Below are 23,665 nucleotides of genomic sequence, written 5' to 3'. Positions count from 1 at the left end.
GTGAGTCCGCTGCATCGTGTAGCGGACTCACGGCGTTTCCAGCGGACTCAGCCTGGGGGCCGTGGGTGGTGTGGGGTGCGGAACCGGGCCCGGGGAGCCGGGCGCCGAGGACCGCTGCGCCTACTCCGGGTACTCGGCGCCGAGGGTGCTGAGCACCCCGTAGGCCTTCGTCCGGATCTCCTGGTACTCGTCCTCGGGCACGGAATCCGCCGTGACCGCTCCGCCGACGCCGAGACTCAGCCGCGTGTCCTCGCCGGCGCCGGAGGCGACCAGGGTCCGGATGACGACCGAGAGGTCCACTGACCCGTCGAGCGAGAAGTACCCGAGCGCGCCCGAGTAGATCCCACGGGGCCCGCCCTCCAGACCGTCCAGGATCGCCATGGTGCTGATCTTCGGGGCTCCCGTCATGGACCCGGCCGGGAACGCCGCGGCGACGGCCTCCACGCGGGACGCCCCGGGCCTGAGCCGTGCCCGGATGCTGCTCACCATCTGGTGCACCGTCGCGTAGCTTTCGATGGCGCAGAGCCGGCTCACCGTCACGGACCCGGGTTCGGCGAAGTGGCTGAGGTCGTTGCGGAGCAGATCCACGATCATGATGTTCTCCGCCCGGTCCTTCAGGCTCGTGGAGAGGTCTTCGCGGAGCGCCGCGTCCTCCGCGGCGTCGGCGGAACGACGGCGCGTGCCCTTGATGGGCTCGGCCAGCAGTCCCCCGCCCGCGTCGATCGAGAGGAACCGTTCCGGCGACGTGCTCGCGAGGCTCACGTCCCCGAAGCGCAGCAAGGCCGCGAAGGGCGCCGGGTTCCGCCGCCGCAGGGCCTGGTACGCGGCGGCGACGTCGAAGCCGGGGGCGTCCGCGGTGAGGGTGGTCGTCAGGCAGACCTCGTAGCTGTTGCCCTCGCGGATCTCGTCCTGGCTGGCCAGCACCTTCGCGAGGTAGTCCCGGTGCGTGTCGCGGGCGGTGAAGCGTGGGGCGGGCGACGGTGCGGAGGGGGATGACGGCGTGGATGGTGCGGAGGCCGCGGGCGACGCCGGCGCGGCAGTGGCGGCGGCGGCCGCTGCGGTGCCGGGCGCGGTGTCCGTGGGCGTCCTGGCGGTCTCCAGTGCGCGGGCGACGACGGCCGCCCAGCCTTCACGACCGACCGGACCCGCGCCGGAGGAGGCCGGGGCGGGGGCGGCGCCGTCGTCGGGCTCGGTGCCGGCCAGCTCCAACGCCCAGGCGAGGCCTTCCTGATGGTCCAGGACCACGGCGTGATCCGCGAAGAGCAGGCCCGCGTCCGGCACGGCCGTGCCGGAGGTGTCCTGATCCGAGCCGCCGGTCTCGCGCTTGAGCTCGTACCCGAGCCAGCCGAGCCATCCGAGGCGGAACGGGCAGTCGTACCCGGCGGGGGCGGCCGGCAGGGTCTGAGGCGTCCAGGCGGTGGCGAGCCAGCGGAAGAACGGCAGCGGCAGGCGTGCGGACGAGGTGCCGCGGCGGAGTTCCGTGACCCCGCAGCGATGGCTCATGGAGAGTCCGGCGCCCGGGTTGCCCGCCATGATGCTGAAGCGGTTCCGGGTGGCCCCGGGAAGTCCCGCGTCCGAGGAGTCGAGCCAGACGGCGTGGGCGTCGTTCCCGAAGAGTTCCGCGAAGAGGGCCCCGGCGTCCGGTGCCGTGCCTTTTTCGGAGGCCAGAGGTCCGGCCGCGGTGATGCGCAGGGGCCGGGAGGTCAGCGCGCTGCGTTCCGGGGCGAGTTCCGCGTGGAGTGCGGGGTGGTGGCCCAGGAGTTCGAGGACCTCGTCGACGGCGTCGCCGGCCCCGCCCGTCCCGGAACTTCCCGGGCCGCCTCCGCCCGCCGTGTCCCGGACGGTGACATCCACGGACTCCGGCACGGGATCCGTGGCCAGCCAGCGTTCCTCCTGTTCCGCCCAGGTGTCCCAGAAGGGCACGTAGCTCTCGCCGTCGCGGGCCAGGGCGCGGGACTTCCGCTCGTCGTCCGCGCCGGAGACCCAGAGCGTCGCGTCGAGCAGTTCCCGGGCGCCCTCGGCGCAGGCCCCCACACCTTCGATCACGACGATCTCCGCGGCCGGCGTCGTGCGGAGCGGACCGTCCGTGCCGGCGGCCCAGTCCCAGGTGGTCCACTCGGCGTCGTGGCCTGTGGAGAGGGGCGCGAGGACGGTGTCCAGATAGCGCTGGATGCCCTGCTCGAGGCCCTGCCAGCCAGGGTAGATGTCCTCGAGGTGGAACAGGGAGACGGTGCGGTGCTGCCGCAGGCGGGCGCACAGTTCGACGGCGAGGGTGGTCTTCCCGGCGCCGGACCGGCCGTCGATGCCGATCAGCAGGGGCGCCGTGCGAGGTGCGGCCATCACTCGGGCTGGGCCCCGTGCGCCGCCGCGGCCCGGATGTACTCCACGAGCGGTTCCAGCGAGCCGGAGATCATGTCCGCGCACTCGACGAAGTCCCGCTGGTCGCCGTACCAGGGGTCGTAGATGCCGAGTTCGGCCGTGCTCCTGTCGGCCATCGACGGGTCGAAGGACCGGAACATGCGGATCCGGGCGCGGCTCTGCTCGTCCGGCGCCCAGCGCCGCAGCGCCCGGTAGTGGTTCTCGTCCATGGCCAGGATGAGGTCGCGCTCGCGGAACCAGGCGTTGTCCCATTCGCGGGCCACATGCCCGGCGGGGTCGATCCCCAGCGCGCGCAGCTGAGTGGCGGCGCGGTGGTCCATCGAGCGGCCCACCTCTTCGTCGCTGATCCCGGCCGAATCGACGACGACGGCGGCCAGGAACCCGTCCTCGGGGTGCTGCTGCGCGGCCTCCGCCAGAGCGCGGCGCAGCAGGTATTCAGCCATGGGTGAGCGGCAGATGTTGCCCGTGCACACCGTGATCACCCGGAAAGGTTTTTCAGCCATGCTCCAACGGTAGCCGCTCCGCCCGCGACGGCGGGGGCCGGGTGCCGGACGAGGCCCGCGTGACGGCCCCGGACCCTGCCCGGAGCGCTCAGTGCAGGAGCGCCAGCCCCACGCCGAGCAGGACGAAGAGCACCCCGAAGCTCCGATTGAGCACCAGCTGCCCGCGCGCCGAACGGGTGAAGCTGCGCACCGACTTCGCGGCCAGGGCGAAGAAGAACCACATGACCAGGATGTCGATCACCACCACCGTCACCGCGACCACCGCGTACTGCGTGAGCAACGGCTGATCGGCCTTGATGAACTGCGGCAGGAAGGCCAGGAAGAAGACGATCGCCTTGGGGTTCAGCAGGTTCACCCAGAGGCCACGGCGGAACATGCTCCACGCGGGTTCGCCCGCGAGTGCCGCCTGCGCCTCCGCGGTGTGCACCGGCTTGGCCAGGAACTGCCGGATGCCCAGATACACCAGGTAAGCGGCGCCCGCGTACCGGATCACGTTGAACAGGACGGGCGACTGCGAGACCAGCACGCCCAGTCCCAGGGCGACCACCACCACGTGGATCACCAGGGCCGCCTGCTGTCCCAGAATCCCCCAGATCGAGCGGGTGAATCCGACGTTGAGGGCGTTGCTCATGGTGTTGACGGCACCCGCGCCGGGGGTGAGGCTGATGAGCAGCGCTGCGGTGGCGAGAGCCAGCCAAAGGGAGAGTTCCACCCGACAAGAGTAGGGGAGCGCCGGCGACTGGGCAGAATAGAGACATGTCACTGCCGCCCCTGAGAACCAGCAACCCTGCCTCCACTCCCAGGAAGACCGCCGAAGAGCGTGCTCTGCAGGCCGGTGGTGGCGCCCTGATCGTCGGGTTCCTCGCCGGTTTCATCATCTTCTTCGGCGCGCATCCGCCGCTCTCCGGCAGTGGCTCGATCGGTGTCGCAGCAGCGGTGCTCAGCGCCGTCGTCGCGCTCGCGGCCTTCGGCTTCGTGGTGGGAGGCCGCGTGGTCCAGCGGGTGCGCACCGCGGGCCGTCCGCCGTGGCTCTATCTGCTCGACGTCGTCGCGCTGGCCCTCTCCCATGCCGCCCTCGCGTACATGGGGGCCGTGGCGTTGTTCGCGCTGTTCCAGCAGGCGTTCATCGGCCTGACCCTGGACGCGTTCGCCGCCGCGCTGCTCCTGGCCATGACGGCCGGCGCCGCCGCGTATCTGACCGCGGTGAACGCCCAGAACCTGACGACCGAACGCGTCGCCACGCTGCTCGGCGCCTTCCTGGTCATGGGGGTGCTGAACGCCATGATGACCACCCAGCAGGCGGACTGGTGGCAGTCCAACATCAGCGCCCTCGGCACCGCGCACTCCGGGACCGCCTACACCTTCAACATCACCCTGCTCGTGGCGGGCGCCCTGATCGTCACGCTGGCGCACTTCATCCTGGCGGATCTGCAGCACTTCTCGGAGTCCGACGCCGGGGCGGTCGCCTTCACCCAGATCCAGGCCCTGCGACAGCAGGCGGGACAGCGCTGGCTGCGCTTCTTCGGCGCGCGCGGCTGGGCGAAGAACGTGGGACGCGAACGCTATCTGCACCCGAAGCTGCGGCCCGTCTACGGCTGCCTGGTGCTCATGGGGGTCGGGCTCGCGCTCGCGGGCCTGGTGCCCGTGGACGAATCCGAGCTCCTGCACAACACCGGCGCGACCGGCATGGTCGTGGCGTGGGGCGTGCTGGTCATCGCGCTGCCGTGGTGGATCCCCGGACTCGGCTTCACCTTCCACGTGGCCAGCGGCGTCTTCGTGACCGGTGTGGTCGTCTCCGTGGTCCTGTACCTGCCGCTCGGCTATTACAACCTCACGGGCATGGAGCTGATCGCGTTCGCCCTGATCTTCACGTGGCTCATCCTCTTCATCCGCCAGGTGGCCAGTGTGCCGGCCCGGAGCACCGTGCCGGAGCCGACGGCGGTCTGACCCCAGGACCCCGGCCCGCGGTCTGACAGAATGCCGGGAGGAACGACAGGGCGGTGACGGAGCAATCCGGACCGCCGGAAACAAGGAGTTGAGCAGTGTCCCAGGTGCCCCCGAACTATCCGCCGGACTACCCGCCCACCGGCCCCGGGCCCTACGGTTCGCAGCCGGCCCCGGTCTACCTGACCTTCCCCGCGCCGCAGCCCAAGGGGAACTCGATCGCGTCCCTGGTCCTGGGTCTGAGCAGCATGTTCTTCGGCTGGACCTTCCTCGTGCCGATCGTCGGGCTCGTGCTCGGCATCGTCGGCTCGCGGAAGGAGCCCGCGGGCAAGGGGATCGCAGTCGCGGGCATCATCATCAACAGCATCATGCTGGTGGGCTGGGCGATCGTGCTGTTCTTCATGATCGGGATCTTCACCCTGATGTTCACCGCCGGGGCCTCCGGCTTGCAGAGCCAGTAGCGCCGCGGCCTGGCCGCGGCGCCAGGCTCCCCGGCAGGGCGCGGCCCGCGCCGTGGCGCGCCGCGCGGTCAGGCCCTCAGCAGCACCTCGCCGTTCGGCATGACGAGCCAGCCGTCGCTCGTCTCGCCCCAGCGGTGCCAGCCCGCGGCGATCCGCTCCAGACCGGTCTGCGTGGCATAGCCGTAGGAGAGGGCCTGCTCCCCGAGAGAGGAGTGCACCACCCGCTCCGCCCAGACGCGGGCCAGCCAGCGGCGCTGCTGAGCGGTGGCGTAGGTCCAGTTGCTGCTGCTCGGGGCGACGTCCGTGAAGCCGGCCGCCTGAGCCCAGGACACCAGGTGCCGTCCGCCGTCCGGTTCGGCCTGATTGTGCCGGGCCACCTTCTGGTACATCTCCATCCATTCGTCCAGCTCCGGGATCTCGGGGTACCAGAAGATGCCATGGAAGTCGGCGTCCCGCACGGCCACGAGGCCGCCGGGCTTGGCCACGCGGCGCATCTCCCGCAGGGCGGCCACGGGATCCGTGAGGTGCTGGAGCACCTGGTGGGCGTGGACCACGTCGAAGGTGTCGTCCGGGAAGTCCAGCGCGTAGATGTTGCCGGAGACGAAGGCGACGTTCTCCACGCCACGGGTGCGGGCGAGTTCCGCGGCCTGTTCCACCACCTCCGGCGCGCGGTCCAGTCCGGTGACCACGGCGGGGGCGACCAGCTCCGCGAAGTCGCACGTGATGCTGCCGGGGCCGCAGCCGACGTCGAGCATGGTCACGCCGGGGGTGAGGTGCTCCAGAAGGTAGCCCGCGCACTCCCGCGCGGTCCTGCTGGCATGGGCCCGGACCACGGAGGCGTGGTGGCCGTGAGTGTAGACGTCGTCCTGTTCCTGCGCGCTCATGCAGACACCGTACTCCCGGGGGTGACGAGGGGGAATGGGTGTCCGGTGGAAGGAATTCCGGAAGCGATTGGCTATGTGGTCATGGGTGCCTTATGATGCATTGCCGTGACGTCCCACCAGGCGTCCGCTAGGCGAGGAGAGGCAGGCCACACATGGCAACCGACTACGATGCAGTGCGCTCTGATGTTGCGGAGATCCAGAACGAGTCCCTTGAGGCGCTGAAGACCGTCAACTCGGGCGATGCCCGCAGCGTGGTGCGTGAGCTCGACGAGGCGGACACCTCTGATGGTGTGGATGTCCCTGATGTGGACCTCAGCAATGAGGAACTCACCGTGGTGGTCATCCCGGAGCGTGCGGATGAATTCACCTGCGCCTCCTGTTTCCTGGTCCGGCACCGCTCGCAGATCGCACGAGAGAAGAATGGCCTCGTGTACTGCGTCGAGTGCGAAGGCTGATCGACTTCCCAGCGCCCGTGCCGGTTTCCGGCGCGGGCGTTCTTGTGTGGTCAGGAGCCGCGGATGACCTCCGGACGCACGACGACGGGACGCGGCGATGACTGACACCCCGGCCGCGCTGCTGCGCGCCTCCGCCGTGGGAGCCCAGGTGGGCGAGCGCTGGCTCGTGCGCCCGACCACCTTCACCGTACGGCCCGGGGAGATCGTGGCCCTCACGGGGCCCAACGGTTCCGGCAAGACCACGCTGCTGCGGCTGGCGCTGGGCCGGCTCGACCCCACGACCGGGACCCTCGACCGCCGGGTGGACCTGGGGGACGGGGCCCGGGGCATCGCCGCCATGACCGGCCCGCCGCCGTTCTACGCCCGCCTGACGATCGCCGAACACCTGGATCTCGTGGAGACCTCCTGGGCCGGTGCGGGCGGCATGGCCCTTCCCCTGGACGAGGTGCTCGAAGCCCTGGACCTGGCCCGGCTGGCCGACCAGTACCCGGATGAGCTGTCCTCAGGGGAGCGTCAGGGGATCGGCCTCGTGATGGCGTTCGCCCGCCCCGCCGCGCTGCTCGTTCTGGATGAACCCGAACAGCGTCTGGATGCCCGGCGCCGTCAGGTCATCGCCGAGCTGATGCTGCGACGACGCGATCTCGGGACCGGCGTCCTGCTGGCCACGCACGACCCGCGACTCGTGGACCTGCTGGGCGCCCGCGAGGTGGTGCTGGCCCGCGAGCAGGAGGGGAACGCGTGGGCGGACGACGACGAGTCCGGTGACATCTCCGACGCCGACCCCGGCGGCGGAGCGCTGTGAGCGCCTCGCCCGACCCCGCCGCATCACGCGACCCAGACACGTCGCCCGCCCCGGCCGTCTCGCCCGCCCAGTCGGGCCGCCGGCAGCTCCAGGCCGTCAGGGTGCTGCTCCGCGGCGCGTCCGAGGACGGCCGCTGGTACCCCTGGTATCTGGCGGCTCTGCTCCTGGGGCTGGTCATCGGTCCGGGCGTCTGGTCGGTGGTGCTCGTGCTCGCCGGGCCGGTCGCCCCGCTCTCTTCGGCCGGAGTGCTCGGCCTCGTCGCAGGCCTGGAAGCGCTCCTGGTCCTGGCCGCCGTGGCGACCCCCGCCTACCTCGGCCCGGTGTGGAGTTCCGCCGAGGAGATCCATTACCTGGCCGCGGGACCCTTCGGCGTCCGGGCCACGCTCGGCGCCCGCACGCGGCTCATCCAGGGGTGCGCGGTGCTCTTCGCGCTGGTCCTCGCTGCGCTGCCGGTCCTGGCCTGGTGGCAGGGGAACGGCGAAGCCCCGGGACTTCCGGGCATCCTCGGGACGGCGCTTGGCGTGGGACTGATCGGCGGGCTCGTCTCGGCCCTGCTGGCATCTCGCAAGCAGAGAGGTCCGGCCGGCCTGACGATCCCGCGTCTCGAGGATCTGACCGCCGCACGGGACGTCGCACTCGCCGGACTCATGACCGGGGACAACCGGTCCCTCGCCGCCGGGATCCCGCGGCGCGGGCCACGCCGGACAGGCCGCGCCTTCCCGGCGGGTCTGCTCGCGCGATCAATCGCCATCGACCTCCGCTATCTTCGACAGGATCCGTGGGGCGTGGGGCTCGCGCTCGTGCTCCTGGTGGCCGGCGCGGTGGCACTGGCTTTGGTGGGAGCGACTCCGGCGATGCTCGCGGTGGTGCTGCTGCTCGCGCAGGCCGCCATGACCCGGCTGAGCGGCGCCCTCGGCGATGTCGCGGATACCGTGGGGTACGACGTCGTCGTGCCGCAGCCGCTGCCGGCCCGGCTGCTGGCTCACGCGGCGCTGCCGCTGATCGTCCTGCTGGCAGCCGTCGCGGCGCCGGTCCTCGCCGTCGATCCCTCCCGCCTGGCGCCCGCTCTTCTGGTGACGGCCTGCGCCGCGCTGATCCGGTTCGCGAGCCTGGGAGCGGCGGGCCTGCCCGCCCAGTACCTCACGCCGGTGAGCACCCCGGTGGGTGACACGACCGCGGTGTTCATGGTGCTGTGGCTGCTCAGGCCCGTGATCCCGGCGGTGTGGCTGCTCTGGGCGGGAACGCGCTTCCCGTCGGGCACGGTGCTCGGGGTCCTGGCGGTGGGGCTCGGGGTGCTGTCGCTCCTCCGGTTCGCCGGGCTCGCTTCCCGACGCTGACGGGCCCCGGTCAGGCGCGACAGTCAGGACCGCCGGTCAGGCCCGCCGGTCGTGTGGCGGGATCGCGTAGCGCGGGCTGCTGTAGATCCTGAGAGCGAGACCCATGACGCATCCCGCCACGAGCAGTGTGGGGACGATGAGGAAAAGCGGTGACACCTGTCCGTCCCGGTCCGTCGCGATGACCGAGGCCACCATGACCCAGCTCAGCAGCAGGAGCACCAGCAGATTCACCACGCCCAGATCCCGGGTGAGGTTGCGGGCCAGGAGGGCACGGTTCGCCGGCCGGAACCAGTACTCGGCGTTCGGCACGTTGACCATGCCCGGCGGGAGCCGGAAGATCCAGTGCGGCGCGGTGGTCAGGAGCAGCGTGATCCCCGCCGCCACCGCGGACAGCGTGAGGACGAAACGTCCTTTGGTGTCCCAGCGGTTGACCGTGCCGTCCGCCCCGAAATGGCCCGGCACGGCGTCCGGCGCCACGGTCAGGAACCACACGACCGTGGCGGCGAACACCAGCAGGCCCGCGCCGGTCAGCAGCCGGCCGGTGCGGACCTGGTGGTCGGCGTGTGTGTCGTGTCCCGCGTCATTCCCCATGGTGGGAGCCTAGCCCCGGTCGGGATCCTGCCCGTCGTTCACCGCGGCGGTGACGCGCGCGACGAACAGCGCGAACGCGTCCAGCCAGCCGCGCAGGAACTCGGCGGTGCCCTCGTTGGTGACGGTGCCGTCGTCGTCGATCAGGCCGGGCGTGAAGTGGATGTACGCCTCCGGGCTGGCGAGCTCGGGGGAGTTCACGAACGAGAGGATGCTCCGCAGGTGCTGCTGCGCCACGGCCGTGGAGATGTTGCCCGGCGAGGCGCCCGTGACCGCCGAGGGCTTCTTCGCGAACGAGTTGCTGCCGTAGGGGCGGGAGGCCCAGTCGATGGCGTTCTTGAGGGAGCCCGGGATGGATCGGTTGTACTCCGGGGTGACGAAGATGAGCGCGTCGGAGGCCTCGATCCGCGCCTTGAAGTCGCGGGCGACGGGCGGGAAGGTCTTGTCGTAATCCTGGCTGTAGAGCGGGAGGTCCTTCAGGGGGATCTCCTCGAGCTGCAGCTGCTCCGGCGCCAGTTTCTCGAGCGCCCTGGCGAGTTTCCGGTTGATCGAGGTGGATGACAGCGAACCCACCAGAACGCCGACCTTGAACGTCATGTCATGTCCTTTCAGAACGATTCACGGCTGAATCCCCCTCTGCCACGCTAGGCCGGGATGGCGTCCTGGTCCAGAGGCGCTGCGGGGTGGAAATCATCCCTCGTGCCGGGCGCGGTCCGGACGTACGCTTGGAAGACGTGGGCTCTGCCCGGGCCCACTCCGGACCCTCGAGAGGATGCCCCATGTCCAGCATCACCAATTGCCTCTGGTTCGACGGCCAGGCGGAGGAAGCCGCCGAGTTCTACGTCTCCGTGTTCCCCGACTCCTCCGTGACCGCGGTGTCCCGCTACGGCGAGGGCGCCCCGTTCCCCGCCGGGACGGCGCTGACGGTCGAGTTCCAGCTCAATGGGACCCCGTATCAGGGCTTGAACGGCGGCCCGCAGTTCAGCTTCAACGAAGCGATCTCCTTCTCCATCAGCTGCGCCGACCAGGCCGAAGTCGACTACTACTGGGACAAGCTCACAGCCGACGGCGGCTCCGAGGGCCAGTGCGGCTGGCTCAAGGACAAGTTCGGCGTCTCCTGGCAGGTGGTGCCGCAGGCGCTCGGCTCGATCATGTCCCGCGACGACGCCGCGGGCGTGGGTCGCGCCATGCAGGCCTTCATGGGGATGCAGAAGTTCGACATCGCGGCGCTTGAAGCCGCCTACCGGGGGGAGTGACCGTCATGCCCGCCCTGAAGAACTGCATCTGGCTGGACGGCACCGCCGAGGAGGCCGCGGACTTCTACGTCTCGGTGTTCCCGAACTCCACGCGCGGCATCACCACCCGCGTGCTGGAGGGCTCACCCTTCCCCGCGCCGTTCCCGCCCGGCACCGCGCTCACGGTGGACTTCACCCTGGACGGCGCGGCCTTCCAGACCCTCAACGGCGGCCCGATGTTCAGCCCGAGCGAAGGCGTCTCCTTCGTCATCATCACGAAGGACCAGGAGGAGACGGACCACTACTGGGACGCCCTCACCGCCGACGGCGGCCTGGAACAGCCGTGCGGCTGGCTCAAGGACAAGTTCGGGGTGTCCTGGCAAGTGGTCCCCGCCGAAGTGGATGCCATGACCGCGTCCACGGACACTGCGGCGTCCCTGCGCGCCATGAACGCCCTGATCACGATGACCAGGATCGACCTCGCGGCGATGCAGGCGGCGTATCGCGGAGACTGACCCTGCCGCCGTCGTCGTGCACGGCTGCGCCTCCCGGCGCGCACCGGGAGGCGCAGCCCTGCGTCAGGCGCCGACGATGGTCCCGACGATGCCGAGAATTCCCAGGACGGTCATCACGACGACGGTGAGCCAGCCGAGAGTGTTGCTGAGCCGTCCGTTGACCTGGTCTCCCATGAGTTTCCTGTCGCGGGCGATGAGCATCGTGATGATCAGGAAGGGCGCCGCGGCGATCGCGTTGATGGTGGCTGAAAGGACCAGGAGCTGGATCGGGTTGCTGAAGATGAGGCTCAGGATCGTGCCGAGGGCCGCGCCGACGAGGACCAGCGTGTAGAACACCGGGGCTTTGCGGGGCGATGTGTCGAGGTCCCAGTTCTTGTTCAGCAGGCCGGACAGGCCGGCCGCGCCGGAGGACGCGAGCACGGGGATGGCGAGGATGCCGGAGCCGATGAACCCGAGGGCGAAGAGCAGTTTGGCGAAGGGGCCGGCGATGGGTTCCAGGGCCTTGGCGGCGTCGTCCGCCGACCCGATCTCGGTGCCGGTCTGTCCGAGGGTCGCCGCCGTGGCCACGATGATCGCGAACATGATCAGGACCGAGAACGCCATGCCGGTGAAGACGTCGACGCGGGCGAGGCGCTTTTTGTTCTTCGTGTCCTGTGGTCCGCGTTCGTTGAGCCCGGTGGCGTCACCATCCGAGGACTCGGCTTTGAGATCCTCCACGCGGTTGGCGCTCTGCCAGAAGAACAGGTAGGGCGAGATGGTGGTGCCGAAGATCGCCGCGATCAGGGCCCAATAGCTGAGGTCCCAGTGCAGGCGGGTGGCGAGGAGCCCGTGGAGGATCTCACCCCAGTCCGCGTGGACCGTGAAGAGGACGGCGACGTAGGCAAACAGGGCGAGGCACAGCCACTTGAAGATGCGCTCGATGGTGGCGAACGATCCTTTGGCGAGAGTGAACGCGATGCCCGCACCGGCGATCAGATTCCAGAGGAAGGCCGGGCCGGCGCCCAGCATCTCCATGCCTTTGCCGACGGCGAGGGTGTCTGCGGCGAGGTTCACGACGTTCGCGATGATGAGTGCGATCAGCAGGATGGCGATGAGCAGGCGGAGTCTGCTGGAGAACTTCTCTCGGGCCAGGGCGCCGAGGGACTTCCCCGTGGCGAGAGCCGTGCGGTCGCAGATCTCCTGCACCGCCATCATGAGCGGCAGGGTGGCGGGCACGGTCCACAGGGCCGAGGCCTGGTAGGTGGCGCCTGCCTGCGCGTAGGTGGCGATGCCCGAGGGGTCGTCGTCGGAGGCTCCGGAGATCAGCCCGGGGCCGAGTGCTTTGAGGTACTTTTTCGCGCCGTGCGGTTCGTTCTCTTGGTCCGCACGGTCGGATTCATGTCCGGGAGTGTCCGCGGCCACGGTGTCCTCCTGTGGATGAGGTCGCGCCCCGGCGACCGAGCCGGATGAGGGCGCACGGGATCAGGACGAGGAGGCTGACGGCGTCGACCGGGTCGACGCCGTCAGCCGGCGGAGCCGAACGGCTACGCGGCGTGCTGCAGTGAGGGAGTGAGGCCGGCGCTGTCGATGCGGCGCACCGGGCGCTCCTGCGGCGCGGCATGGCGCCACTTCCTGAAGGGGGCGAGATCTTCGGCCATGGAGCGGGATGTGATCTGGACGTTCAGGCGGCGGCGCTTCGCGTCCCGGGCAGCCGCCAGGTAGAACGCGCGCCGTTCCCAGGGGGAGCGGAGGCCATTGGCGCGGCAGAGGAAGAACCGCAGCGTGGTTCCTTCGATGCGGTACTTGACGACGCCCTGGACGATGCCGTCCCGATAGATCTCGTACTGATTCTGGACCGGGTTGTCCACGATGTTCCAGGTCTTGCTGACGATTCGCATGCTCTCTCCTTGTCACGGGTTTGAGGCGAGTTGCCTGCTCGGTGTGGAGGGGTGTCATGGTCGCGAACGCTCTGGACGCCTCGCTTGATTAAAAACCTAGTTCCTCGAACTATCTATGTGCAAGAGGGAGGTTTCCGCCAGGAGCTCGGCCGCCTCTCTTGAAAACGTAGGGGTTCGATCGGCCGGGCGGCAGGTCTACAGTGGAAAGGGGGTTCACTAGTTCGTTTACCGAATTTTCCAGACGGGAAGGTCTTGCCGATGGTTCTGGAAGTGATCAACCGGAGCTGGCTCGAGGGTGGGCGTGAAGACCACGTTCTCAATTCCCTGCACCTGCTCCGTGAATTCCGTGAGGTCGAGACTGGCGCCCGGGAGTCCTTACGGGCGGATCTGAACATCAACGACAACGACCTGGAAGCGCTGCGCTTCGTCGTGGACGAGTCGGCTGATCACGACGTCACGCCGAAGCAGATCGGGGCTCACCTGGGCATCACGTCCGCCTCGACGTCGGGCTTGGTGGAGCGTCTGATCTCGGCCGGGTATCTCACGCGCAAGGTCGACCGGCACGATCGCAGGGCGCGTATCCTCCACGCCACGGCAGACGCCCGCGTCATGCTGGACTCCGGTCTGCAACGTCAGGTCAGCGCCCTGCTCTCCGCAGCCGGCGCCTTCACGGAGGAGGAGCTGGCCACGGTCGAGAGGTATTTGGGAGCGCTCATCGAAGCGCTCTCCGAGTTCGATCCGCACCCGGGGCGGGACACAGCGAAGTGACGGCAGCCTCGCCCGAGGTCCCTTGCGCTCCCGCTCGGGTCGAAACCGAGTCGGGCGGGCCTGGCGCGTCCCGGCAGCTCTCAGGTGCATCCCGTAGAGTCGAGAAACGAGGGAATGGTGCCCCGATATCGAGGGTCGCGCCGAACCTCCCAGCCATTGGCGGCACTGAATGAACACTGACCTCCTCTCGCGCCCCGCGCGGAGCAACCCCCTGGTGGAGCGATTCGTCGCTCTTCAAACGCAGATGAAATCCGATGGGCTTCTGGTTCGCCGCCGGGGCTTCTACCTCACACTTTTTTCGATCCTGATCCTGGCTTATGGCGCTGCATGGGCCGGCTTCGGCCTGCTGGGTGATTCCGGGTTCCAGATCCTGATCGCGGTCGGTCTGGGCGTGCTGATGACCCAGTTCGGCTTCCTGGCCCACGAGGCGGCGCACCGCCAGATCTTCTCCACCTGGAAGGCCAACGACTGGTTCGCGCGCCTCGTCGCAACAGGGCTGTCCGGCATCAGTTACGCCATGTGGCAGCAGAAACACACCCGGCACCATTCGACGCCGAACATGATCGGCAAGGATCCCGACATTCGCCCCGGTTTCGTGGCCTTCTACGATCAGGCGGCTGCAGCGAGGCCGAGGGCACTGCATTTCATCGCCAAGGGGCAGGGCTACTTCCTCTTCCTGCTGCTGCCGTTCCTCGGCATCAGCCTGCAAGTGGACTCCTACCGTCACCTGTTCAGCAGAGGGCGGGTGGACCGGCGCGCCCTCGAACTGGCGATTCTCACCATCAGGACCTGCGCGGTTCCGGCACTGGCGTTCATCTTCCTCCCGCTGCCCCTGGCCATCACCTTCGTCCTGGTCCAGCAGGGAGTCTTCGGTTTCTACATGGGAGCCACCTTCGCCCCGAACCATAAAGGAATGAAAGTGTACGCTGCGGGGGATCGGGTGGACTTTCTGACCAGGCAGGTCCGGTCCTCACGGAACATCACGGGGAACTGGGCCATGGATGTGCTGATGGGCGGCTTGAACTACCAAATCGAGCACCACCTGTTTCCCACCATGCCTCGGCCTGCCCTCCGACGCGCCGCAGCGATCGTCCGACGTACCTGCGCCGAGGAGAACATCCCGTACACCACGTCGACGCTGCTCGCTTCCTACGGGACCGTCATCAAGTATCTCAACGAGGTCGGCTATGGCCGCGGGTCGGTCTTCGAATGCCCTGTCGCGCAGACACTGCGGCGGCCGGCTCTCACGAGCTGAACGGACGCTCCACGGCCCGGTGCCCAGGAGGCGCCCGCCCATAGACCCATCTTCGCTCCGTGCCGGTCACGGTGGGATGATTCAAGGGGGATCACGGCATGGCGCCCGGACGGATCGGACCTCTCGGGCCAGGTGAGCGGAGGCGCGGATGCGCACGTTCGGAGTCGAAGAGGAACTGCTGATCGTCTCGGCGGACAGCGGGTGGCCGCTGCCTCTCGCCCGCGCCGTTCTCGACGCCGCGACGCGCTCCGGTTCGTTGCCCGGGCCGGGTCTCACGACGGAATTCAAGCAGGAGCAGATCGAGGTCAACACCAGGCCGTGCGAGACGGCGGAGGAGCTGCGGGCCGAGATCGTGGCCGGCCGTTCGCTGGCCGACGCTGCGGCCCGCACCGTCGGCGCACGGATCGCCGCCTCGGGAACCCCGCCGCTGATGCATACGACGCAGACGGAAGGCGACCAGCGGTACTCCGCCATGTCCCGGCGCTTCGGCATGGTCGCCCGGGAACAGATCACCTGCGGATTGCACGTCCACGTCTCCGTGGATTCACGGGACGAGGGTGTCGCGGTCCTGGACCGGATCAGACCCTGGCTCCCGGTGCTCCTCGCCCTCAGCGCCAACTCGCCCTTCTGGAACGGCGAGGACACGGGCTTCGCCAGCTACCGCACCCAGATCTGGAGCCGCTGGCCGTCGGCGGGGCCCGCAGAGCTTTTCGGCACCGCGGCCGGATACGACGCGACCATCGCGCGGCTGATCCGCACCGGCGTGCTGCTGGACGAGGGCATGGTGTACTTCGACGCACGGCTCTGCCGGCACCAGCCCACCGTGGAGGTGCGGATCGCCGACATCTGCCTCCGGGCCGACGACGCCGTGGTGCTCGCCGCAGCCGTGCGGGCACTGGTCGAGACGGCAGCCGCGGAGTGGCGGGCGGGCATCCCCGCTCCGGCCGTCCCGACGGACACGCTGCGGCTGGCCGATTGGCAGGCGAGCCGCTTCGGGCTGCGGGGAGAACTGCTCGACCCGGCCACCGGCGATCCTCGCCCCGCGGCCGCCGTCGTCGAGGACTTCACGGATCACCTCGACGTGGCGCTCGACGGCGCCGGCGACCTGCCGCTCGTCCGCGCCGGGATCGCGCGGATCCTGGAGCGCGGCTCGGGGGAGCGTCTGCAGCGCGAAGCCTATGAGAGCGGACGCGCCTCCGACGTCGTCGCGGCGATCGTCGAAGCCACCCACGCTTCCAGCGGGCAGACCGAACGCGAGCCGCTGGACTGAACGCGTTCCGAGTGCGGTTCAGTTCTCCGGTTCAGCCGCGGTCGGTTCTGCTGGAGGCGCTCGCCCTCAGGGCCTCGGGGTGGTGGGTGAAGCGGGCCGCGAGGCCGGCGATGTAGGACGCTCCCTCGGATCGGTAACCCTTGATTTCCGCTGCTGTGAGGCTGACGCGAACGGTTCCCCGGTCGCTCGCCATTGTCAGCACGAAGCTGGCGCCGTCGCTGTAAAGTGTCCACCTCAGGGGATCGCTCTCGATCCGCTGCAGACCGTTTAGGCCCGCCGCTGCCCCAGAAGGCGAGGACGCCTGGTCGGCACGACGTCGGCGATCACTCATCATCGATCTTTGGGCGCCGGAGGGCGGTAGAAGATCGCGAGCTGGCCCACCGCGCCGACGACTCCGAGGAAGACCGCGATGAGCAGTCCCGCCCAGCCGCAGAGGAGGCCGGCGATCCCGGTGCCGGTGAACACGTGGTCCACGCTGAGCCGCCCGGCGCCGAGCGTCGCCACGGTCACCGCCGTCGCGCCGAGGACCAGGTTGTACTCCCATCCGCCCTTGGTCGCGAAGAACCCGTGCCGGTGGACCGTCCAGAACGCGACGACCATCAGAGCGACGTAAGCAGCCCCGGCGAGCGGGGTGAAGAGCCCGAGGGCGAGCGCGATCCCGGCCGCCGTCTCGGTCGACCCGGCCATGATCGCGTTGAACCTGCCCGGTTTCATGCCGATGCTGTCGAACCAGGCGGCGACCTGCCCGATTCCGCCCTTGCCGAAGAACTTCTGGAAACCGTGGGCGGCCATCGTGATTCCCACGACGAGGCGCAGGAAAAGGATTCCCGCATCGAGTGCGGCGCTGTCGGCGATCATGGACACAACGTACCGCAGACGGGGTCCGCGCCGGCGGGAGGGAGCGAGTCCGTGCGGTCACGTTCATGCTCGGGGCTGAACCCGTGCGGTCGCGGCGAACACGGCCCCGCCTCACGCCGTCGCGCGCTCCCGCCACCAGGCCACGGTCGCCCGGGCGGCTTCGTCCAGCGGGGTCGACCCGAACCCGAGCAATGCCTCGCTCGTGCTCGAATCCATCACGAACGGCGCCGTGAACTGATACTCCAGCTCGTTCAGCTCCCGGATGGACGGCATCACCAGGCCCAGCCCCTTCATGAGCCGGCGGGGCAGCACTGCGACCTTCGCGGAGGGGACGCCGGCCGCCGTCGCGAAGGCTTCCGCCATCTCGCGCTGCGTCAGCGCTGGCCCCGTCGGAGCGTGCAGCACGCGGTCCCAGAGGGATTCGTCGCGGGCGGCGGCGATCATGGCGGCCGCGTAGTCGGGCACGTAGGTGAAGGAGTGCGGCTGGTCGGCCGACCCCACGACGCGCACCGTCTTCGCCGCCAGCACGAGCGGGACCATGCGCTCGCCGGCGTGGGCGTTCAGCGCCTGCGGACCGAAGTAGTCGCTCGCCACGATGCTCACGGTGTGCGCGGGGTGGGCCGCCCGGGCCGCGAGCAGCTCGGTGCGCACCCCGCGCTTGCCGCCGCGGGCCTTGCGCGGGCTGTCCTCGCGCATGACGCGGTCCGGCTCGCTGTATGAGTACAGGCTTTCGGGGAACACGACGACGGCCCCCGCCTCCGCGGCGGCATCCAGCACCGCGCGCTCGGCCTGCGGCAGTTCGGCGCGCCAGGCCTGCTCCGTGTAGGCGCTGCTGTGCATGCAGTGGAAGACGGCCCGCACGCCGTCGAGTTCCCGCGCGAGGGATGCCGGGTCTCCGGCGTCGCCCCGCACGCGGTCGATGAGCGGGTGGTCCGGGCCGGAGCCGGAACGGGTGAGCAGGCGGACCCGTTCGCCCTGCTCGGCGAGCTGGGACGCGACCGTCCAGCCGATGGGGCCGGCGCCGATGACGAGGTAGGTGCTGGGGTTCTGGGACATGGTGTTCTCCTGGGGCGGAAGTGAAGGTGGATGTGAAAGCGAGAGCACCGCTCTCTGAATCCAGAATGAAGCCCTGCCGGACGGAAGTCAAGAGCACTGCTCTCAAAAGTTGACGCTGCTCTCGGAATCGGACAGCATGGGTCCATGCCGGACACCTCAGCCCCTCGCGCCGACCGCACCCCCGGGCCTCGTGAGCGCGCCCGGGCCCGCACGATCGCCGACATCGTGAGCCTTGGGCGGAAGCATCTCGCCGAACAGGGGGCGGCGGCCCTGTCCCTGAGGGCGGTGGCGCGGGACCTCGGCGTCGTCTCCTCGGCCGTGTACCGCTATGTCGAGAGCCGGGACGAACTGCTGACGCTCCTGCTGATCGACGCCTACAACGAACTGGGCGACGCCGTCGACGCGGCCGTGAACCAGGTGCCGGACGACGATTTCCGCGAGCGGTTCCTGACCCTCGCACAGGCGGTCCGCCGCTGGGCCGTGGCGGAACCCGCCTGTTACGCGCTGCTGTTCGGCAGCCCGGTGCCCGGGTACCAGGCGCCGGGGGAGCGGACCATCGAGCCCGGGACCCGGGTGGTCCTACGGCTGGTCGGGATCCTCGACGCGGCCCACCGCGCCGGTGCGCTGCGGGATCCGGGGGAGGCCGGCGTCGTGTCAGACGCCCTGGCCGGCAACCTCGCCGCGGTGCGCGATGAACTCGGGCTGGAACTGCCGGATGAGCTGCTCGCCCGAGGTGTCCTGGTCTGGACGTCAGTGTTCGGGGCGGTCAGCTTCGAGGTGTTCGGGCAGTACGGGCCGGACACCTTCCCCGCCCGGGAGGAGCTTTTCGCGCATCAGATGCGGACGCTGGCCGATGTCGTCGGGCTGTAGCGCGGCCACGACCTCCTCGATCCAGGCCCAGAGGCCCGGGTCGGCGGTCAGCAGGGGTGCGGCAGAGTAGGCGAGCACGGTTCCGTCGGCGACTTCGAGGTCCCGCGCGTGACGCGTCAGGAGGTCCAGGCGTGGTCCGGTGAGAAAAGCTGCGGCCTCCGCGGCGCGCTCCGCAGGCGCCCACAGCTTGAACGCCGTGCCGTCCGCGCTGCTCACGGTGGACGCCCCGAACGACGACGGTGGCGGGACCAGGTGCCGCCGCAGGATGCCGCGCGCTCGCGCGGGTTCGAGGACGAGCGGCGGGAGCGGCCCGCCCGTTCTGATCGCGAGGTAGCCGCCGTCGAAGATGCGGGTGTTCCGGCCCCGGCCGACGACGAATCGGTAATTGCCCACTTCCACGGGCCGATGGGCGGTCCAGCGCAGAGCCTCGGTGGTGCTCTGTTGAGTGCCTTGTCCGAAGAGCAGCCCGGGCAGCCGTGGGGCCGGCTGATCGAACAGGAAGGTCCGGTGGTTCGCCGCGGCGAATCGCTGCAGGCGATGCCGCAGGGTGGCGCGTTCGCGGGCTTTGCGGCGCAGAGCGAGGGCCATCCAGAGGCGCACGCCCGCCATGGCCAGGGCGATGACCAGCAGCGTCAGCGCGAGCCGCCGACCGCCGCCGGGGTCCAGGGGGAAGGCCCACCAGGTCGCTCCTGCTCCGGCGCCCAGGAAGACGAGGGCCAGCAGGAAGACGACCAGTGCGGCCCCGGAGCGAGGCGGATCCGGAACCTCCGAGGGCGCGAGCGGTTCCGTAAGGGCGCTCGCGTCCAGAGGGGATTCCATGGGACCACCGTAGCGGGAGCCGTGCCGTGTGAGGCAGGGAGTGGTCCTGTCGGATTCCGCGCTCTGATTCATTCCCGGCGCGGCAATATCCCCGCCGGGAATGAAGTCGCGCACCGGAACCGGAAGTCGGCGTATGGCGCGCACGGTGGTCATGACTTGACCCGCTCAGCGCGGGCTGGTTCCGTGGCGAGATGATCACGGTGCAGGACGTCACTCCAGGGTTCCGCGAGAGAGGGCTCCGTGCCCTCACCTTCAACGGCGGGGCCGTATGACCCGGCTCGCCGTGGTGTCCGGGACGGGTCGGGGCCTCGGGCGGGCCATCGCGGAGGAACTGCTCGACGTCGGCTGGTCGGTGATCGGTCTGGAGCGTCCGCCGGGAGCACGGCGTGAACCGCGGGCCGGTCTGACGGTGCTCCAGCACGATGTGCGGGCCGACGTGCCCGAGGATCTGATGGCGGCCGTCGGGGAGCGCCCGGTCGATCTGCTCGTCAACAACGCGGCGCAGGGCGCGCCCGGCGGCGGTGTCCAGCACGCCGATCCGGACCTCGTGCTCGCGAGTCTCGACGTCGCCGTCGCGGGTCCGATGCGGCTCGTCGCGGCGCTGCTGTCGTCACTGCGCAAGGCGCCGGCTCCCGTGATCGTCAACGTGAGTTCGCGCCTGGGTTCGGTGACGGCCCAGGCCAGAGGTGACTTCGACGGTTTCGGCACGAGCTACGCCTACCGGATCTCGAAGGCGGCGCAGAACATGCTGACCGTTGCGCTGGCGCAGGAACTGTCTCCCGGGATCAGGGTCCTGGCCGTGCATCCCGGCCGGCTGATGACGGGAATGGGCCGGACCGGTGCGGACAAGGCCCCCGCGGTGGCGGCTCGGGAACTCCTGGCCCTGGTCGAGGAGGAGGATCGACGGAGTCCCCGGTTCTGTTCCCTCGGCGAGCCTGACCTGGAGTGGTGATTCGGGTGCCCTGATTTCCTTCCGGTGCCGCAATATCCGCACCGGAAAGAAATTCGCGCGCCGGAACCAGGGGACGGCGTGAGCCGCGGGCCGGACGTGTGAGGAGAGCGGGCTGCCCCATCCCCCCAACGATCGTCATGCTAGTTTTGACCTTTTGGCCACCGCTTCGGTGGCCTCCGGAATTTCAGAGCGGGGCCCTGTGCCGGTGGGTCCTGGCGGGTCTCCGGCCGGCCCCTCGGAAGGGCATGAGCACATGATGGACCAGCAGGGGCGTTCGCCCGAAGACCACACCGCCGGCAGCACGCCGCGCCGCGCCGTCGTGCGGGGAGCTGCCTGGAGCATTCCCGTGATCGCCGCGGCCGTGGCTGCCCCGCAGGCGGCCGCGAGCGGAGCGGGCATCGACGCCGCGGCATGGGCCGAGGCCGACTTCACCGACGGCGGCCTCCGCACCCGCCTCAGCGGTGGAGTGGTGGCGGGTCCGGCCTCCGGTGGGGACATCCCGGCAGGTGTCCTCCTCACGCTCACCATGGACGTCACCCTGGTGCGGGAGAACACCATCCCGGTGGTCGGCGTCGTGGTCGATCCCCGCCTGAAGCTCACCTCGACCGTGCCGCAGACGATCATCAGCACCGAGGTGTTCACGCTCACCGCCACGACGGTCGCGCCCCTCATCGTGGGCGCCCCGCCGGCGACCGTGTCCCTGACGGCAGGCCCGTCCACCGCGCTGAACGCGGCCCATGTCGTGGCGCTGATCAGCAACGTCCCGGGCGACACGGACCCCTCCAACGACGTCGCTGACGAGAGCGTCGGCCTCGCCTGAGGACACTAGGCGCCTCGAGGGATGTTCGCTCACGGCGAACTTGAGTGAAGGCGACTCAACTTTGCTTGACACCAGAATGCTTAAGAGTAGAGTTGAGTGCAGAGCGCTCAAGGAAAAGCCTTGGACGCAGCGAACACCTACTTTTTCCAAGGAAGGAAGCAACACATGTCACGTGCTGTAGGCATTGACCTCGGAACCACCAACTCGGTCGTCTCCGTTCTGGAAGGTGGCGAGCCCACCGTCATCGCCAACGCTGAAGGCGGTCGCACTACGCCGTCAGTGGTTGCGTTCTCCAAGAACGGTGAGGTCCTGGTCGGCGAGATCGCCAAGCGCCAGGCCGTCAACAACATCGACCGCACCATCGCCTCCGTCAAGCGCCACATGGGCACCGACTGGAGCGTCGACGTCGACGGCAAGAAGTACACGGCGCAGGAGATCTCCGCCCGTACGCTCATGAAGCTGAAGAACGACGCCGAGGCGTACCTGGGCGAGAAGGTCACCGACGCGGTCATCACCGTTCCGGCATACTTCAACGACGCCGAGCGCCAGGCCACCAAGGAGGCCGGTGAGATCGCGGGCCTCAACGTCCTGCGCATCGTCAACGAGCCCACCGCGGCCGCTCTGGCCTACGGTCTGGACAAGGGCAAGGAAGACGAACTCATCCTGGTCTTCGACCTCGGTGGCGGCACCTTCGACGTGTCCCTGCTGGAAGTCGGCAAGGACGAGGACGGCTTCTCCACCATCCAGGTCCGCGCGACCGCCGGTGACAACCGCCTCGGCGGCGACGACTGGGATGACCGGATCGTCCAGTACCTCCTGGGCCAGCTGAAGGCCAAGGGCATCGACCTCTCCAAGGACAAGATCGCCCTCCAGCGTCTGCGCGAGGCCGCGGAGCAGGCCAAGAAGGAACTCTCCTCCTCGACCAGCACCAACATCTCCCTGCAGTACCTCTCGGTCACCGCTGACGGCCCGGTCCACCTGGACGAGCACCTCACCCGTGCCAAGTTCCAGGACCTGACCAAGGACCTGCTGGAGCGCACCAAGAAGCCGTTCCACGACGTCATCAAGGAAGCCGGCATCAAGGTCTCCGACATCGATCACATCGTGCTCGTCGGTGGTTCCACCCGTATGCCCGCCGTGACCGAGCTGGTCAAGGAGCTCGCCGGTGGCAAGGAGCCCAACAAGGGCGTCAACCCGGACGAGGTCGTGGCCGTGGGCGCAGCCCTGCAGGCCGGCGTGCTGAAGGGTGAGCGCAAGGACGTGCTCCTGATCGACGTGACCCCCCTGTCCCTCGGCATCGAGACCAAGGGCGGCGTCATGACCAAGCTGATCGAGCGCAACACCGCGATCCCGACCAAGCGCAGCGAGACCTTCACCACGGCGGATGACAACCAGCCGTCCGTGTCCATCCAGGTCTTCCAGGGCGAGCGTGAGTTCACCCGGGACAACAAGCCGCTGGGCACCTTCGAGCTGACCGGCATCGCCCCCGCACCGCGTGGCGTGCCCCAGATCGAGGTCACCTTCGACATCGACGCCAACGGCATCGTGCACGTGTCCGCCAAGGACAAGGGCACCGGTGTGGAGCAGTCCATGACGATCTCCGGTGGCAGCGCCCTCTCCAAGGAGGACATCGAGCGCATGGTCGCCGACGCCGAGGCGCACGCCGCCGAGGACAAGAAGCGCCGTGAGGCTGCGGACACCCGCAACGCCGCCGAGCAGCTGGCCTACGCCACCGACAAGCTCATCGCCGACAACGACGACAAGCTGCCGGAAGAGGTCAAGACCGAGGTCAAGGCCGACGTCGACGCCCTCAAGGCCGCCCTCGAAGGCACGGATGACGACGCTGTGAAGGCTGCGTTCGAGAAACTCCAGGCTTCCCAGACGAAGCTCGGCGAGGCCATCTACGCCCAGTCCCAGGCTCCCGCCGGTGGTGAGGAAGCCGCAGGCGCCTCCGCCGGTGCTCCTGACGAGGACATCGTGGACGCCGAGATCATCGACGAAGACGAGAAGAAGTAAC

The 23,665-nt window shown here is 69.3% G+C and carries 25 protein-coding genes; 14 read left to right on the top strand and 11 right to left on the bottom strand.

Annotation, left to right across the window (positions count from 1 at the left end; translation table 11 throughout):
- Positions 1 to 120: 120 nt before the first annotated feature.
- The 3 genes from P9849_RS15035 to P9849_RS15025 all read right to left on the bottom strand — a co-directional run bounded on the left by P9849_RS15035 (position 121) and on the right by P9849_RS15025 (position 3,594).
- Positions 121 to 2,340, bottom strand: coding sequence for a chorismate-binding protein (locus tag P9849_RS15035; protein WP_278267522.1), 2,220 nt, complete (start codon positions 2,338 to 2,340; stop codon positions 121 to 123).
- Positions 2,340 to 2,882 carry a low molecular weight protein-tyrosine-phosphatase gene (locus tag P9849_RS15030; protein WP_278267521.1) on the bottom strand — a complete coding sequence of 181 codons (543 nt, stop codon included), beginning with the start codon at positions 2,880 to 2,882 and terminating at the stop codon, positions 2,340 to 2,342. Before P9849_RS15030 ends, P9849_RS15035 begins: the two co-directional genes overlap by 1 nt.
- An 88-nt stretch (positions 2,883 to 2,970) precedes the next feature.
- On the bottom strand, positions 2,971 to 3,594 hold the full coding sequence (locus P9849_RS15025; RefSeq protein WP_278267520.1) for a LysE family transporter: 624 nt from the start codon (positions 3,592 to 3,594) through the stop codon (positions 2,971 to 2,973).
- Between the two features lie 44 nt (positions 3,595 to 3,638).
- Here P9849_RS15025 and P9849_RS15020 point away from each other — a divergent pair, with 44 nt between their 5' ends.
- Both P9849_RS15020 and P9849_RS15015 read left to right on the top strand, forming a co-directional pair.
- Entirely contained in the window at positions 3,639 to 4,829 is a 1,191-nt protein-coding gene (locus P9849_RS15020) for a hypothetical protein (RefSeq protein WP_278267519.1), read from the top strand.
- A 95-nt stretch (positions 4,830 to 4,924) separates the two neighbouring features.
- Positions 4,925 to 5,287 carry a DUF4190 domain-containing protein gene (locus P9849_RS15015; RefSeq protein WP_243874662.1) on the top strand — a complete coding sequence of 121 codons (363 nt, stop codon included), beginning with the start codon at positions 4,925 to 4,927 and terminating at the stop codon, positions 5,285 to 5,287.
- 68 nt (positions 5,288 to 5,355) lie between these two features.
- Here the strand turns inward: P9849_RS15015 and P9849_RS15010 are convergent, their stop codons facing one another.
- On the bottom strand, positions 5,356 to 6,171 hold the full coding sequence (locus tag P9849_RS15010) for a class I SAM-dependent methyltransferase (RefSeq protein WP_144629452.1): 816 nt from the start codon (positions 6,169 to 6,171) through the stop codon (positions 5,356 to 5,358).
- Positions 6,172 to 6,323: 152 nt separating this feature from the next.
- Here P9849_RS15010 and P9849_RS15005 point away from each other — a divergent pair, with 152 nt between their 5' ends.
- From P9849_RS15005 to P9849_RS14995, 3 genes are all read left to right on the top strand, one after another.
- Positions 6,324 to 6,626 carry a DUF4193 domain-containing protein gene (locus P9849_RS15005; RefSeq protein ID WP_066216141.1) on the top strand — a complete coding sequence of 101 codons (303 nt, stop codon included), beginning with the start codon at positions 6,324 to 6,326 and terminating at the stop codon, positions 6,624 to 6,626.
- Between the two features lie 97 nt (positions 6,627 to 6,723).
- Entirely contained in the window at positions 6,724 to 7,428 is a 705-nt protein-coding gene (locus tag P9849_RS15000) for an ATP-binding cassette domain-containing protein (RefSeq protein WP_278267518.1), read from the top strand.
- Positions 7,425 to 8,765: a hypothetical protein gene (locus P9849_RS14995; protein WP_278267517.1), complete on the top strand. Its 1,341-nt coding sequence runs from the start codon at positions 7,425 to 7,427 to the stop codon at positions 8,763 to 8,765. Before P9849_RS15000 ends, P9849_RS14995 begins: the two co-directional genes overlap by 4 nt.
- A gap of 36 nt (positions 8,766 to 8,801) precedes the next feature.
- Here the strand turns inward: P9849_RS14995 and P9849_RS14990 are convergent, their stop codons facing one another.
- A complete protein-coding gene (locus P9849_RS14990; RefSeq protein ID WP_278267516.1) occupies positions 8,802 to 9,356 on the bottom strand; it encodes a DUF1648 domain-containing protein in 555 nt (184 codons plus the stop codon).
- 9 nt (positions 9,357 to 9,365) lie between these two features.
- Positions 9,366 to 9,950 carry an NADPH-dependent FMN reductase gene (locus P9849_RS14985; protein WP_278267515.1) on the bottom strand — a complete coding sequence of 195 codons (585 nt, stop codon included), beginning with the start codon at positions 9,948 to 9,950 and terminating at the stop codon, positions 9,366 to 9,368.
- 182 nt (positions 9,951 to 10,132) lie between these two features.
- Here P9849_RS14985 and P9849_RS14980 point away from each other — a divergent pair, with 182 nt between their 5' ends.
- Positions 10,133 to 10,609 carry a VOC family protein gene (locus tag P9849_RS14980; RefSeq protein ID WP_278267514.1) on the top strand — a complete coding sequence of 159 codons (477 nt, stop codon included), beginning with the start codon at positions 10,133 to 10,135 and terminating at the stop codon, positions 10,607 to 10,609.
- A gap of 5 nt (positions 10,610 to 10,614) precedes the next feature.
- Entirely contained in the window at positions 10,615 to 11,103 is a 489-nt protein-coding gene (locus tag P9849_RS14975) for a VOC family protein (protein ID WP_278267513.1), read from the top strand.
- A 63-nt stretch (positions 11,104 to 11,166) separates the two neighbouring features.
- On the opposite strand, the gene P9849_RS14970 is transcribed toward P9849_RS14975, so the two are convergent.
- Both P9849_RS14970 and P9849_RS14965 read right to left on the bottom strand, forming a co-directional pair.
- The gene (locus P9849_RS14970) at positions 11,167 to 12,504 is read right to left on the bottom strand and encodes an Nramp family divalent metal transporter (protein ID WP_278267512.1); all 1,338 of its coding nucleotides are present in this window, start codon (positions 12,502 to 12,504) and stop codon (positions 11,167 to 11,169) included.
- 122 nt (positions 12,505 to 12,626) lie between these two features.
- Positions 12,627 to 12,980, bottom strand: a complete 354-nt coding sequence (locus P9849_RS14965) for a hypothetical protein (protein WP_278267511.1) — start codon at positions 12,978 to 12,980, stop codon at positions 12,627 to 12,629.
- A gap of 258 nt (positions 12,981 to 13,238) precedes the next feature.
- On the opposite strand from P9849_RS14965, the gene P9849_RS14960 reads away from it, so the two are divergent.
- The 3 genes from P9849_RS14960 (at position 13,239) to P9849_RS14950 (ending at position 16,273) form a co-directional block, all read left to right on the top strand.
- Positions 13,239 to 13,748, top strand: coding sequence for a MarR family winged helix-turn-helix transcriptional regulator (locus P9849_RS14960; RefSeq protein WP_278267510.1), 510 nt, complete (start codon positions 13,239 to 13,241; stop codon positions 13,746 to 13,748).
- 214 nt (positions 13,749 to 13,962) lie between these two features.
- Entirely contained in the window at positions 13,963 to 15,003 is a 1,041-nt protein-coding gene (locus tag P9849_RS14955; protein ID WP_347567905.1) for an acyl-CoA desaturase, read from the top strand.
- A 148-nt stretch (positions 15,004 to 15,151) separates the two neighbouring features.
- Positions 15,152 to 16,273, top strand: a complete 1,122-nt coding sequence (locus tag P9849_RS14950) for a glutamate--cysteine ligase (protein ID WP_278267507.1) — start codon at positions 15,152 to 15,154, stop codon at positions 16,271 to 16,273.
- Between the two features lie 330 nt (positions 16,274 to 16,603).
- On the opposite strand, the gene P9849_RS14945 is transcribed toward P9849_RS14950, so the two are convergent.
- The gene (locus P9849_RS14945) at positions 16,604 to 17,131 is read right to left on the bottom strand and encodes a DoxX family protein (protein WP_278267506.1); all 528 of its coding nucleotides are present in this window, start codon (positions 17,129 to 17,131) and stop codon (positions 16,604 to 16,606) included.
- A gap of 111 nt (positions 17,132 to 17,242) precedes the next feature.
- Entirely contained in the window at positions 17,243 to 18,187 is a 945-nt protein-coding gene (locus tag P9849_RS14940) for an NAD-dependent epimerase/dehydratase family protein (protein WP_278267505.1), read from the bottom strand.
- Positions 18,188 to 18,331: 144 nt separating this feature from the next.
- Here P9849_RS14940 and P9849_RS14935 point away from each other — a divergent pair, with 144 nt between their 5' ends.
- Positions 18,332 to 19,057 carry a TetR/AcrR family transcriptional regulator gene (locus P9849_RS14935; protein ID WP_278267504.1) on the top strand — a complete coding sequence of 242 codons (726 nt, stop codon included), beginning with the start codon at positions 18,332 to 18,334 and terminating at the stop codon, positions 19,055 to 19,057.
- On the opposite strand, the gene P9849_RS14930 is transcribed toward P9849_RS14935, so the two are convergent.
- The gene (locus P9849_RS14930) at positions 18,938 to 19,876 is read right to left on the bottom strand and encodes a hypothetical protein (RefSeq protein WP_278267503.1); all 939 of its coding nucleotides are present in this window, start codon (positions 19,874 to 19,876) and stop codon (positions 18,938 to 18,940) included. The two genes, P9849_RS14935 and P9849_RS14930, sit on opposite strands and share 120 nt — an antisense overlap.
- Before the next feature lie 268 nt (positions 19,877 to 20,144).
- On the opposite strand from P9849_RS14930, the gene P9849_RS14925 reads away from it, so the two are divergent.
- The 3 genes from P9849_RS14925 to dnaK all read left to right on the top strand — a co-directional run bounded on the left by P9849_RS14925 (position 20,145) and on the right by dnaK (position 23,664).
- Positions 20,145 to 20,828: an SDR family NAD(P)-dependent oxidoreductase gene (locus P9849_RS14925; RefSeq protein WP_278267502.1), complete on the top strand. Its 684-nt coding sequence runs from the start codon at positions 20,145 to 20,147 to the stop codon at positions 20,826 to 20,828.
- 253 nt (positions 20,829 to 21,081) lie between these two features.
- Positions 21,082 to 21,648, top strand: coding sequence for a hypothetical protein (locus tag P9849_RS14920; RefSeq protein ID WP_278267501.1), 567 nt, complete (start codon positions 21,082 to 21,084; stop codon positions 21,646 to 21,648).
- Between the two features lie 165 nt (positions 21,649 to 21,813).
- The gene (dnaK, locus tag P9849_RS14915; protein WP_278267500.1) at positions 21,814 to 23,664 is read left to right on the top strand and encodes a molecular chaperone DnaK; all 1,851 of its coding nucleotides are present in this window, start codon (positions 21,814 to 21,816) and stop codon (positions 23,662 to 23,664) included.
- Position 23,665: the final 1 nt, after the last annotated feature.

Origin of the sequence: Arthrobacter sp. Y-9, from assembly GCF_029690065.1 — a bacterium.
Taxonomy (GTDB): domain Bacteria; phylum Actinomycetota; class Actinomycetes; order Actinomycetales; family Micrococcaceae; genus Arthrobacter_E.
Note: the sequence above shows the minus strand (reverse complement) of the source record. Positions and strands in the feature narration are given on the sequence as shown.